This window comes from Flavobacterium gelatinilyticum (assembly GCF_027111295.1).
GTDB lineage: Bacteria > Bacteroidota > Bacteroidia > Flavobacteriales > Flavobacteriaceae > Flavobacterium > Flavobacterium gelatinilyticum.
This window is the reverse complement of the sequence record NZ_CP114287.1, coordinates 3,642,286-3,655,517: the sequence shown is the minus strand read 5'-3', so window position 1 is coordinate 3,655,517 and position 13,232 is coordinate 3,642,286. Positions and strand designations below refer to the sequence as shown.

Here is a 13,232-nt window from a genome sequence, read left to right as displayed (position 1 = left end):
TAAGGTGTTTTTCGTCTATTTTTTTAAGCAAATAATCCAAAAAACGTCAGATTTACTGAAAAATCAGCAGAAAAGTAATATTTCACAACCTAGTGTTGTTTTTTAATACGTAAGGAATATAGGATATTTTCAGTATTTTTTGTAAACATAAAAATGATTGTTTTGTCCTAAAAAGAGAGATTTATTGTTTTTCTAATTGTTTAACTTTTTCATAAACCAAATTGCTTTCAAATCCTCTTCGAAGCATAAAATCGCAAAATTTTTTACATTTTTTGATAATATTGCTTTCTTGAAGATTATTCCAGCATTTTTCTGAAAGATTTTCAAAAGTCTCAAAATATTCTTCGGGTGAAATCTCTTTGAGTGCCAGGTTTATATTGGTCGAAGAAATGTTTCTGAGTTTAAGCTCATTTGTAATCCTTATTTTTCCCCAATTTTTGATTCGGTGTTTGCCCCTGGCAAAGCTGCAGGCAAATCTCGTTTCGTTCAAAAAATTACCTTCAATTAACTGAACCACAATTGAATCAATTTCATCAGAAGTCATTTTTAAGCTGTAGAGTTTAGCTACAACTTCGTCATGACAACGCTCTTGATAGGCACAAAAGTGCTCCAATTTCTGTAAGGCTTGTTGTGGTGTGTAAATTGAACTCATATGTATTTTCTTTCTTTTTAACTATTAATGCGAAAAATAAACAATTAACTGTTAAATTTTAAGTTAATTAATCCACTTTTCTTAAAAACCGTATTTTATCAAGTTGTTTTTTATTCCAAATTGTAATAATATTGTGCGGAAAATCTGTTAGTTAAATTTTACCATTCATTAAACAATTCTTAACTAGATATTTAACAACTCTATGTTCGCATATTCATTTTTTTTGGCTTGCAAAAGCAGAATTAATTGTGCGAATATAAATCCAAAAACAAAATTAAAACAAATACCCCAAAGCCAAATGATTAAAAAACTACTCTTAACATCTGTCTTCTTATTTCTATTCTCTACATTTTCTTTTGCACAGACATTATTAACAGATAATACTGCTGGAAATAACAAAACCTGGACAGTTCCTGCTGGTGTAACTGCTGTTACTGTCGAGATATGGGGAGCGGGTGGTGCAGGAGGCGGTTCACAAACAGATACCCGAGGCGGCGGCGGTGGCGGCGGCGGCGGATATTCATACACTACATTTTCTGTTTTACCTGGTCAAAATATCACTTATTCAGTTGGAAGAGGCGGTACCGGAAGTACTGGTGACGGCGGAGACGGAACAGCATCTGCTTTGAGACACACACAATCAGGAATAAATATAACAGCCAATGGCGGTTCTGGCGGTAATATGAGGAGAGGAAATGGAAACGGAAACAATGCTGCGCTAGGAGGTGCTGGAGGCACAGCTTCTAATGGCTCACCAAATATAACGGGAGACTCAGGGGTTAACGGAGGAACAAGAGGAGGTAATGGAGGTAATGCAGGTAATACTCTAAACACTGGAGGAGCAGGACAGCTAAGCGATGATGGCAATCCAGGAAATAGTCCTGGCGGAGGCGGAGGAGGAGGCGAATACGGATATGTTTGGTGGTGGGGAGGATATGCTACATCTGGAGGAAACGGAGCTAATGGGCGCGTTGTTATTAGTGGCTGCGTTCGCTCATCTGTTACTTCTGTTACAGGATCTTCTCCGATATGCATTGGAAACACAACAACATATTCTGCTAATGGAGTTGTTTTAGGCAATGGCACAGGAGCATGGAGCAGCAGTAATACAAATATTGCAACCGTAAATGCATCTGGTGTAGTAACAGCTGTTTCAGCCGGTACTGCTAATATTATTTATACCATCAGCGGAGGTTGCGGAGGAACTGCTTCTGCACAACAAGCAATAACAGTTAATCCGTCACATACTATTACTGCCGCAAGCAATCAAAACGCCTGTCAAAATACTGCAATGACCAATATTACAATGACTTTAGGCGGCGGCGCAACAGGAGCAAATGTTACCGGTTTACCGGATGGCGTTACCAGTTCAGTTACCGGAAATACTCTAAGAATTAGCGGTACACCAATTGTTACCGGACAATTCAATTACACGGTTACCACAACAGGAAATACTTGCACTGCTGCAACTACAAGCGGCATCATTTATGTCGGAATTGGAAACAATGTTATAACCTACACTAACGGAACATCAGGAACAATCTGTATGAATCCGGAAGAATATACAACAGGAAGTCTTACAGCACCTGCAGGCACATACTTCAATAATGTAAGTTTTGCCAGCTACGGAACTCCTACGGGAAATTGCGGCACCTTTGCCATAAACCCTTCTTGCCATTCATCCACCAGCCAGTCAGCTGTTGAAAATGCGCTTTTAGGAAATTCAAATACAATAACAATTGATGCAAGTAATGCAATTTTCGGAGATCCATGCAGTACAATTCAAAAGCGATTATATGTAACAGCATCTTACTCTCAGGCAATTTGCGAAGGAACCATTCCCGGTACAATTACGGGATCGCCCCCTAGCGGAAATGGAAATTACACTTACTTATGGCAAATGAGCTCAACAAGCAGTACTGCTGGCTTTACAAATGCGCCTGGGACAAATAACATGATAAACTATATTCCAACAACAGAGTTAACACGAAATACATGGTTTAGAAGAATTGTTACTTCTGGTCCAGGAACGTGCTCGAATACATCTGCTGTTGTTTTAATTAAAGTGAATCCAAAACCGACTTCAGTTATTAGCGGAACAACTTCTATCTGCGCAGGAAATGGAACAACAATTTCGATTGCATTAACAGGAACAAGTCCATGGAATTTAACCTATACTGATGGAACAACAAGTACAATTAGCACTAATATTACTTCAAGTCCGTACACATTTACAGTGTCTCCGGCTTCAACAAGAACTTATACAATAACTGCCTTAAGCGATGCTAATTGTACCGCTCAGGCAGTTAACATGACCGGAAATGCAGCAATTACGGTTAGCACATCACCAACAATAACAACACAGCCGCAACCTGTATCTATCTGCGAAGGTCTGAATGCTAGCTTTACAGTTGCCACATCTGCAGCAAGTCCATCTTATCAGTGGGAGTATTCAACAAATCCTGCAGGACCATGGATTGTAACAAATGGAACAACGGGAGTAAGCGGGGATAATACATCAAGATTAGATATTACTAATGTACCAGCCGGTTATTCCGGATATTATGTTCATTGCGTTGTCACGAGCAATACTTGCAGCACTGCATCAGATGCCGTTCAATTAACAGTAACACCTGCTCCAGCTGCACCAATAGCCTCTGTAACCACACCAGCAACATGTGCAGTTAACACCGGAACCATCACGGTTTCAAATCCGGCACCGGCAAGCGGGTATAATTACAGCATCAACGGATCAGCTTATACTAATACTTCCGGAGTTTTCTCAGGACTTGCCCCTGCATCGTACACTATAACGGTTAGAAATAACAGTACCGGATGTATATCTCCGGCAGCAACAATAGTAATTAACCCTGCGGTATCAGTAGTATGGAATGGATCTGTAAACACTAACTGGAACACAGCCGCAAACTGGTCTTCTAATCTGGTACCAACAGCCGCAGATTGTGTAGAAATACCAAACACAACTAACAAACCTGTTATTTCAGGAACTAATAACAGTTTTAACGCCTATACTCTTTCAGTTGGGGATAGAGGTGAACTGACTGTAAATGGAACAAATACTTTAAATGTAACAAATGAAGTCAGTGTTCATACTGACGGCCAGCTCACTTTCGAAAACAACTCAAGCTTGTACCAATCTAACCCTCTTGCTACAAATACAGGAAATATAACTTACAAAAGAAACACCACCCCTGTAAACCGTTATGATTTTACATTCTGGTCATCGCCTGTAACTTTGGCGTCTAACTTTACACTGCATGATTTATCTCCGGATACATTAGCAGATAAATACTTTATCTACAATCCTTCTTCAGGATGGGTAATTGATTATGGCGGTACATCAACAAAAATGGTACCGGGAGAAGGTTATAATGTAAGAGCGCCTCAGACTTTTGATATCAATTCAACAGCAATTTATCAGGCATCTTTTGTGGGAGTTCCTACTAACGGAAACGTTACGGTTAATCCTGTGGGAGGCAAATGGAATATAGTTGGAAATCCTTATCCTTCGGCAATCGATGGGGTGAAGTTTATACAAAACACTGATGTCGGAGCGGTATATTTCTGGACACACGCCAATAAACCGGTTTATAATCCAGACAGTAACACTTACAAATATGCTACTACAGATTATACCACTTTTAACCTGACAGGAACTGCAGGACCGGACTTCCCGGGATCTGTTACCCCAACAGGAAACATTGGTGCCGGACAGGGATTTTTTGTAAAATCACCTTCAGGAAACCCTATCGTATTTACAAATGATATGAGAGTTGCAGGAAGCAATTCTAATTTTTACAAAACAGCACAGACAGCAGAACTTGAAAGAAACCGTTTATGGCTGAACTTTACCAACACCGAAGGGGCTTTCAAACAGGCATTAGTTGGGTATATCGAAGGAGCTTCAGACAGCTGGGACGTTAATTACGATGCAGTTACGCTAAACGGAAACAACTTTATAGATTTCTATAGTATTAACGAAGCTAAAAAACTAACCATTCAGGGACGCGCCCTTCCGTTTGAAGAAAGTGATATCGTACCTCTTGGATACAGAACCACAATTACCGGAGAATTTACCATAGCAATTGATCACGTTGACGGAATATTCAACGATCAAAATGTTTATCTGGAAGACAAACTAACGGGAAAAATTCAGGATCTGAAAGCCGGAAATTATACCTTCAGTACCGTAATCGGAACTTTCTCAGATCGTTTTACAATTCGATACACCAATAAAACATTAGGAAACGATGATTTTGAAACTATCGAAGGAGGACTTTTAGTTTCTGTGAAAAACAAAGTTATCGGCGTAACTTCTGCAAAAGAGAATATAAAAGAAGTGAACATTTATGATATTTCAGGAAGACTGCTTTACAGCAAGAACAAAGTAGATTCAGCCGAATTATCAATTTCAAACCTGCAGTCCAGCAATCAGGTGCTTCTGGTAAAAGTAACACTGGAGAATGATGCTCAGGTAACACGAAAAATCATTTTCAATTAGAAAATTGTATTTTCAATACATATAAAATCCATCTGTTTTAATACAAGCAGATGGATTTTTTTATTGAAACATCTACAAACAAAGCTGATAACATCATTTACACCCCATTAAAACAACAAAACCTAAAAAAGAATACAAGAACATGTTTCTGATAAAAACAAGAGCTTAATACCGGATTTAACTTAAAATGCAAAAAAAGATTCAAATTAAAAAATCAAAACAAAATAAAACAACAGATAAATATTGTTTTTAAATTATTAATTATTGTTTTTCGATAATTTTAATATATTTGCTTAAACTAAATTCCAAAACCATGAAAACCAATAAAAGACTACTAACAACTCTCTACATTATTTCTCGAATAAGTTTACGCATAACTCAGCTAATTTTTTTATTAGCTGTATTCTTCGAATTTACGCCAAAAGGCGGTTTAGGCCATTTCTCTTCCACTATGCATCATTCAAAAGGCTATCCAGTTGATGTTAAAATTCAATTAAACATTCCCGATACATTAATTAATTATAGAAACAATAACGAAAACGGATTAATAATAAAATCCAATAACCAAGACTTACAAGAACGTTTTAATAAAATCAAAACAGACACCTTATATTCCAAAACTTTTCAGATAAATCGTTTCGAGGTTTACGACAATAAATATCATGAAATCAAAAAAGAAATAGTTAGACCCACGGTACAATACAAAAATTCAGAAATTGAAATAATTTTAAATCCTAAAGACTCGTTCTTCAAATGTATTCTAATACTAAAAAATTATCTTTCATTAATTCTTATAATGTTTGTCAGCTTGCAATTTATGCGCTTATTTAAAGAATTAAGAACTAACTTTGTTTTTAATGATTTATTAAAAAAGAGAATTAAAAACATTGGCTATTCTCTAATAGCTTATCAGATTGTAAACTTTATCGCAAGTTTAATTACTATGCAATATTTATCCATCATTAAATATTATCATTACTTACCTAATATTGCATATTCAACGTTTAATTTCATGAACTTAACCAGCACTCCAGAATACAACATCACCATTCTTTTTCTCGGATTGTGCTGTCTGGTTTTGGCCAGACTATTAAAATACGGATCTGATCTTCAAAACGAAAACGAACTAACTATATAACTTATGCCAATAATTGTAAATCTTGACGTAATGCTTGCAAAAAGAAAAATGCGTTCTAATGAACTGGCAGAACGAATTGGCATTACTACAGCAAACCTTTCGATTCTAAAAACAGGAAAAGCAAAGGCAATCCGGTTTTCTACGTTAGAATTGATCTGCCAAATTCTGGAATGCCAGCCGGGTGATATTATGGAATATGTAGAGGATGATAGTTCTTCTCAATAAAATTAAGAATAACACTTTTATAAGCTGCAAAAGACTAAAAAACAAAAAGCCAAACATTTCTGTTTGGCTTTTCTTTATTCTGAAATTATTTTAGTCAACTAAAACAATTACTTTATTGTCTTTCATTTCGATTGTACCTGACGTAATCTCTAATGTATAGTTTTGGTCGTTAACTCTCGTAAATTTATCCGCTACTTCTTTAGAAAAATTAAAGCTTGGCGCTGCAATTTTTACAGTTCCTTTCTCTAGAATAGAAACAATAGGAGCGTGATTATTCAAAATTTGAAAGCTTCCATCAACTCCAGGCAATGTAACAGATGTTACTTCTCCTGAAAATAATTTTGCTTCTGGTGATACTATTTCTAAAATCATATTTTTTAAGTTAGAAGTTATTTGTTAAAAGTTAAAAGTTACGAAACGAACAACCTTTAACTTCTAACTTTTAACTTTATTTTTATGCTTCAGCTAACATTTTCTCTCCAGCTTCGATAGCATCCTGAATAGAACCTTTCAAGTTGAAAGCTGCTTCTGGAAGGTGATCTAATTCACCATCGATAATCATGTTGAAGCCTTTGATAGTATCTTTAATATCTACTAATACTCCCGGAATACCTGTAAACTGCTCTGCTACGTGGAACGGCTGAGACAAGAAACGCTGTACACGACGAGCTCTTGATACTGCTAATTTATCATCTTCTGATAATTCTTCCATACCTAAGATCGCAATGATATCCTGAAGTTGTTTGTATTTTTGAAGAATTTCTTTTACTCTTTGTGCACAGTTGTAGTGCTCATCACCTAAGATGTGTGGAGTTAAAATTCTTGAAGTAGAATCTAACGGATCAACCGCAGGGTAGATACCTAACTCAGCAATTTTACGAGACAATACTGTTGTTGCATCTAAGTGAGCGAAAGTTGTAGCCGGCGCCGGGTCAGTTAAGTCATCCGCAGGAACGTAAACCGCCTGTACAGATGTAATAGAACCTTTGTTTGTAGAAGTAATACGCTCTTGCATCGCACCCATCTCAGTTGCCAATGTTGGTTGGTAACCTACCGCAGATGGCATACGTCCTAAAAGTGCCGATACCTCAGAACCCGCTTGTGTAAAACGGAAGATATTATCTACGAAGAATAATACGTCTTTCCCTTGATCAGACCCAGCTCCATCACGGAAATACTCAGCGATAGATAATCCTGAAAGTGCCACACGTGCACGAGCTCCAGGTGGCTCATTCATTTGTCCGAAAACGAAAGTAGCTTTAGACTCTCTCATTCCTGGCATATCTACTTTAGATAAATCCCATCCTCCATTTTCCATAGAGTGCATGAAATCATCACCGTATTTAATAATTCCTGACTCTAACATCTCACGAAGCAAGTCATTTCCTTCACGTGTTCTTTCACCTACTCCAGCGAATACTGAAAGTCCACCGTGACCTTTTGCAATATTGTTGATCAACTCCTGAATTAATACTGTTTTACCAACACCAGCACCACCAAACAATCCAATTTTACCTCCTTTTGCATAAGGCTCGATCAAATCGATTACTTTGATACCTGTAAATAAAACTTCAGATGAAGTTGATAGATCTTCGAATTTTGGAGCTTGTCTGTGAATTGGCAGACCGTTTTCTCCAGTTTTTGGTAAATTACCTAAACCGTCAATGGCATCTCCAACAACATTAAATAATCGTCCATATACATCTGGACCAATTGGCATCTGGATTGGATTTCCAGTTCCAACTACTTCATATCCTCTGCTTAAACCATCTGTTGAATCCATAGAAATGGTACGAACAGTGTTTTCACCGATATGAGATTGTACTTCTAGAACTAATAAAGTCCCGTCTTTTTTAGTGACTTCTAGTGAATCATAAATTTTTGGAAGTTCAACATCCTTACCGTTGAAAACTACGTCAACTACTGGTCCAATGATTTGAGCAACTTTTCCTATTACTTTTGACATTACTTATGTATTTATTAAATAGCTATTTAGGTTTATCGAAAATACCTCTTTTTTCAGAGCGCAAAGATAAATTTTTAAAATATAAAATCAATTTTTTTTTCATAAAAAATAGCACCATTTTGTTTGATTCATAAAACTGAACTCTTAAATAACAAAAAACGCATTTTACAATAAAACAATAAAGCCGCTATTTTTATGCAAATTAGCGGCTTTTATAACTCTTAAAAAATGATTTTTATCATAATGAGGCAGGATATTGTATAGGATATGCACCTAAATCGACATGTCGAAGTGTAGATCCGTACTTTTTATTGATTGCATCTATAAAAATATTTGCAATTAAACCATATCCCCTTGCACTTGGATGAACTCCGTCTAAAGAAAAAGCACCGCCTGTTACAAAAGTAGACGACATTACATAATTACCAAAACGAACACCACCGCTTGACAACTGCGTCATTATTGCTCCTGTATCTACAAATGCAAGTCCTTTTTCTTCTGCAATTGCCGAAATGACTGCATTGTAAGCAACTGTAGCTTTTTTAACTTCATCTACTTCATCTTTACTTAAAACCCAATTATCAGCCAGCGGAACAGAAACACCATTTACTTTTGTTGGATCATCTCCTATTTTAGTTCCTATAAAGCTACTCGCTGTCAAAACAATTAAATCATCTTTGGTTGCATGGCGATAAGAAGGAAGACCCGCCGCAGACAGGTTAGTCAAATAACTATCTACAATAACCACAGCATTATTTCCTGCTTTAAATTCGATTTTTCTTTTGTCAGCCTCTGCCTGAGTCAACATCTGAGCCTCAACCAGTTTTTTCAATCCTCCATTATAAACAGCATATCCAGCATTTAATTGATCCGCAGCTTCTTTTGTTAAAGCAACAGGATTATAAGGAACTGTTGTAAAATAAGGAAGCGTAGTTATAAAAGGCAGATTGGCCACAACTCCTTTCGCCCCATTAGCAGTAAGAGCTGTAATCAAACTGGAATAAACCGTTTTAAAAACAGTTGGATCTGTAATGTCACTACTGCCATAGGTTGCCGGATTCATATTTCCAGTCTGATCTTTTCCAACACCGCCAGAAATAGCATAACCCAATACATCATTCCCACCAATAAATAAAGAGAAAAATGTTGGAGCCTGTCCTACCGCATCAGCAATAACCGATGTAGAAGGCGAGCTGGCAAATCTGGCAAAATATGGATTCGCCTGACCTGTTGCAACACCAGCAACATTTCCGTAACCAGGAGCCGCTAAATGATAACTTTTAGCCCCCGGTATTCCTAAATTATTAAATGAGCCGTTAAGATGCGACGTAACTTCGGTTGTTGGTTTTCCGGTTATACTTACTGGTGCTTTACCATTAAAATACAATCTTCCGCCAAAAATAACATTACCTCCCAATAAAAGACCTCCAACATTATCATTCATAAAGGGAGTTGCAAAACTTCCTCCTCCGGCTGCCGCAAACTGCTGTGCCAAGATATTCGGATAGGCATTTTCCTGCCCTTTTTTAAACAACGCGTTATCGCTATAACCCGCTGCAAAAGAATCTCCAAGAGCTATATACTTTGTAAAAACCGCTGAACCGGGAGTTACCGGAACCTCTTCGGGAGTATCGTTATTATCATCACTGTTACACGCGGCCATAAAAGTTAAAGAAACCAAAAACAGCCATTTTATATTTTTTTTCATTTTTAATCATTTTTAAATTAGTACCTCTTCAATTTTCACCAACAAGATCATTTAAGGATTAATAGTTAACGAAGCAAACCACTGCTGTCCGATCATACCGGCACCAATTACCTGAAGATAGTCAGAACCAAAAAGGTTTGTTGCCCCTAGTTTAATAACCGATTTTAGTTTTGGCAGTGCGTAATTTATCTGAGCATCAACAACTGTATTTTCAGGAATCATTCCATCTCCAAATGAAGATTCCCATAAATATTCGCTGTTCCATCTTACATTCACATTAAATCCTAAATTCTTGGTCACTTTTGAATTCCCTAAAGAAGCCTTAATTCTGTGTTTTGGAGTATTAAATCCGGCCACGAAATCCGGATCATCCTGCTGATCAAAATTAAACTGAGCATAGTTGTAATTTGCTCCTAATTCAAAATCTTTATATACTTTTTTAGACAAACCAACACCAAATCCTAAAGAAGAGATCTGAGCCGTTGTATTGGTATACACCTGATACACTCTTCTGTCTCCAAAAGCCAAAGCCTGATAACTTAACTGCACAGCACCATTAGCAGGATCTGTTCCTACCGTTCCATAATAAGGAGATATAACTCTCGCCGTGTTCATGAAATCATTATAAATATTGTAATATCCGTTAATATCAATAGACAAATCATTCTGAACCACTGTACGATAACCGGCCTCAAAAGCCTGCACCTGTTCCGGTTTAACCAATCCGATATTAGCAACCTGAAGATCTGCCACATTACCAGAAGCTCCGAATGCCTGAACAGAAGCTACTGTATACGCATTATGATACGCACTTTGCCCGGTCAATTCTTTTGTTGCCGGCTGGCCCGCAATTGTCTGCCCCGCTGTACTGACATTTACTATTTCTCTAAAACGATCCAGATTTTCAGCCGCAGAACCAATTAAAGCAAAAGGCCCTAAATCTAAACCAATGTACTGATCTTGTGTAGTAGGGTTACGGAAACCGGTTTGATAAGACACTCTGAAGTTATGTCTCTTAGATTCTCCTGCAGAATATACAAATGAAATTCTTGGCGAAACATTTCCATCAAAGTTTTGACTTTTGTCATAACGCAATGAACCTGTAAATTTCAGTCTGTCATCCAGGAATTTTTTCTGTAACTGTGCATAAGCACCATATTCTTTATACTCTATAGGCCCATCGTAATCTGTAAAGATAGAACCCTCAGAATTCATAATGTATTTTCTCCATGAACCCCCAACCTGAATTTCAGCCCAGTCGATCATATCTTTAAAGTTATAATTGACATCTGAATGATATAATTTTGAATGATCAATGAATTTAGCTCCCTGAGTTAAATCTGGATTTGCAATAACGGTATTCAACGCGTTTTTGAATTGAGAAGAACCTGGTTCAAATCTAGCAGAACCTGTTGGTTTTGGAATAAAAGAAATTGCAGCAGGCAGCACATTATAATCAGCAAAATTTCTAGCAATTGCAGCAGATTCTGCCGCATTTGTTCCCATAACAGCTCCTGACAACTGATACGCTGTTGCATAGTTCGTAAACCATTCCTGATCGGACTTTGCGGCTCTGTTAACATTCCATGCAGCAAATCTCATATCATAAGAATCTCCGGCGTCTTCACTGGTAAAATAAACACGCGCAAAGAAGTTTTTCCCCTTTACCTCAAACTTACCTTGCTGCATTAAGAAATCTTTTAAAGCATATCGGTTTGCTCCCTGATAAATGGTACTTCCTGTACCTACTTTGTATTGCAGTATAAATTCCGTATCATCTGCCCATGGCTTAATATGCGCACTAAAGTCGGCTTTCATACTTTTAACCTTATTATCTGTTAAATCCTGTTCGCGGTAACCCGTTCTGCTCACCTGCCCCACATTCGGAATAAAAGTGGTCACCTCGTCACCATAAAGATTTAATCCATCATAATTTTGATTCATCGCATGCCCTACAGAACCTCCGGTCATACTTCTGGTATCAGCTGCAATCCACTCGGTTGCTGTCATGTACGTAAAATTGGCTTTCATTGCAAAATGCTGTGTAAAAGCTTTTGCCGCTCTAATCCCGAAATCATTGTAATCATTTGTTCCGGCAACATCTTGTGAGGTCTGCCCGTATTTGTAGTAAACACTAATTCCTTCATTTGTAAAAGGACTTTTACTATTCATAAACATAATACCGTTAAAAGCGTTCGCTCCGTAAAGCGCAGAAGACGCCCCAGGCAAAAGCTCCACGCTGGCCACGTCTATATCCGAAACCCCAATCAGGTTTCCTAAAACGAAATTCAGCGCCGGAGAGGAATTATCCATCCCGTCTACCAGCTGCATAAAACGGGTATTGGCAACAGTAGCAAAACCACGGGTGTTAATGGATTTAAAAGAAATACTGCTTGTATTAAAATGCACTTCTTTTAAATTTTCCAATCCGTCATAAAAAGACGGCGCTGTGGTATTCTTAATTTCCTGAATACCCATTCTCTCAATGGTAACGGGAGATTCAATTACCCTTTCCGGAGTTCTGGAAGCCGAAACCACTATTTCATCCAATTTCGTTTCTTCATCTTTTAAAATCACATTAACTTTTTGATTCGCCGATGTAATACTGATTGTTTTGGATTCAAATCCCACTGCTGAAACTTTAACCGAAAAAGGAAGTTTAGCATTTGTGGTTAATTTAAATGTACCATCAAAATCTGTAGACACACCGCTGTTGCTGCCGAGCACAACAACATTGGCACCTGGAATAGATTGTTTGTTACCATCGGTAACAGAACCTGTAATTGTATTCTGCGCAAACGATATTCCGCTGAAAAACAACATAATTAGCACATAGACTCTCATTAGGGTTAGTTTTTGGTTAGTTTATTACTAGTTTCTATAGCCAAAGTACAAATATTTTTAATATCAATAAAAAAACGTTAAAAAAAACTAATATTTATTATAATTTTTCGAAGTTATAGAATTATTATGTAATTAAATTTATTAGATTAAAATCAGTATATTAATAAAATATTCACA

The 13,232-nt window shown here is 37.2% G+C and carries 8 protein-coding genes; 3 read left to right on the top strand and 5 right to left on the bottom strand.

Annotation, left to right across the window (positions count from 1 at the left end; genetic code table 11):
- Window positions 1–181: 181 nt before the first annotated feature.
- Window positions 182–652, bottom strand: coding sequence for a regulatory protein RecX (locus tag OZP11_RS15530; RefSeq protein ID WP_281231470.1), 471 nt, complete (start codon window positions 650–652; stop codon window positions 182–184).
- Between the two features lie 298 nt (window positions 653–950).
- Here OZP11_RS15530 and OZP11_RS15525 point away from each other — a divergent pair, with 298 nt between their 5' ends.
- The 3 genes from OZP11_RS15525 to OZP11_RS15515 all read left to right on the top strand — a co-directional run bounded on the left by OZP11_RS15525 (window position 951) and on the right by OZP11_RS15515 (window position 6,537).
- On the top strand, window positions 951–5,174 hold the full coding sequence (locus tag OZP11_RS15525) for a DUF8693 domain-containing protein (protein WP_281231469.1): 4,224 nt from the start codon (window positions 951–953) through the stop codon (window positions 5,172–5,174).
- A gap of 313 nt (window positions 5,175–5,487) precedes the next feature.
- A complete protein-coding gene (locus tag OZP11_RS15520; RefSeq protein ID WP_281231468.1) occupies window positions 5,488–6,312 on the top strand; it encodes a DUF2975 domain-containing protein in 825 nt (274 codons plus the stop codon).
- Window positions 6,313–6,315: 3 nt separating this feature from the next.
- Window positions 6,316–6,537, top strand: a complete 222-nt coding sequence (locus OZP11_RS15515) for a helix-turn-helix domain-containing protein (protein ID WP_281231467.1) — start codon at window positions 6,316–6,318, stop codon at window positions 6,535–6,537.
- Window positions 6,538–6,627: 90 nt separating this feature from the next.
- Here the strand turns inward: OZP11_RS15515 and OZP11_RS15510 are convergent, their stop codons facing one another.
- The 4 genes from OZP11_RS15510 to OZP11_RS15495 all read right to left on the bottom strand — a co-directional run bounded on the left by OZP11_RS15510 (window position 6,628) and on the right by OZP11_RS15495 (window position 13,055).
- Window positions 6,628–6,909 carry a F0F1 ATP synthase subunit delta/epsilon gene (locus OZP11_RS15510; RefSeq protein ID WP_281231466.1) on the bottom strand — a complete coding sequence of 94 codons (282 nt, stop codon included), beginning with the start codon at window positions 6,907–6,909 and terminating at the stop codon, window positions 6,628–6,630.
- Between the two features lie 82 nt (window positions 6,910–6,991).
- Complete coding sequence (atpD, locus tag OZP11_RS15505) at window positions 6,992–8,503, bottom strand: F0F1 ATP synthase subunit beta (RefSeq protein ID WP_281231465.1); 1,512 nt, start codon at window positions 8,501–8,503, stop codon at window positions 6,992–6,994.
- Window positions 8,504–8,741: 238 nt separating this feature from the next.
- Entirely contained in the window at window positions 8,742–10,211 is a 1,470-nt protein-coding gene (locus OZP11_RS15500) for an SGNH/GDSL hydrolase family protein (protein WP_281231464.1), read from the bottom strand.
- A 51-nt stretch (window positions 10,212–10,262) separates the two neighbouring features.
- Window positions 10,263–13,055: a TonB-dependent receptor domain-containing protein gene (locus OZP11_RS15495; protein ID WP_281231463.1), complete on the bottom strand. Its 2,793-nt coding sequence runs from the start codon at window positions 13,053–13,055 to the stop codon at window positions 10,263–10,265.
- Window positions 13,056–13,232: the final 177 nt, after the last annotated feature.

Coding starts and splice junctions, on each gene's coding strand:
- OZP11_RS15530 (WP_281231470.1), bottom strand. CDS start 652: ATGAGTTCAATTTACACACCACAACAAGCCTTACAGAAATTGGAGCAC.
- OZP11_RS15495 (WP_281231463.1), bottom strand. CDS start 13,055: ATGAGAGTCTATGTGCTAATTATGTTGTTTTTCAGCGGAATATCGTTT.
- OZP11_RS15515 (WP_281231467.1), top strand. CDS start 6,316: ATGCCAATAATTGTAAATCTTGACGTAATGCTTGCAAAAAGAAAAATG.
- OZP11_RS15520 (WP_281231468.1), top strand. CDS start 5,488: ATGAAAACCAATAAAAGACTACTAACAACTCTCTACATTATTTCTCGA.
- OZP11_RS15525 (WP_281231469.1), top strand. CDS start 951: ATGATTAAAAAACTACTCTTAACATCTGTCTTCTTATTTCTATTCTCT.
- atpD (WP_281231465.1), bottom strand. CDS start 8,503: ATGTCAAAAGTAATAGGAAAAGTTGCTCAAATCATTGGACCAGTAGTT.
- OZP11_RS15500 (WP_281231464.1), bottom strand. CDS start 10,211: ATGAAAAAAAATATAAAATGGCTGTTTTTGGTTTCTTTAACTTTTATG.
- OZP11_RS15510 (WP_281231466.1), bottom strand. CDS start 6,909: ATGATTTTAGAAATAGTATCACCAGAAGCAAAATTATTTTCAGGAGAA.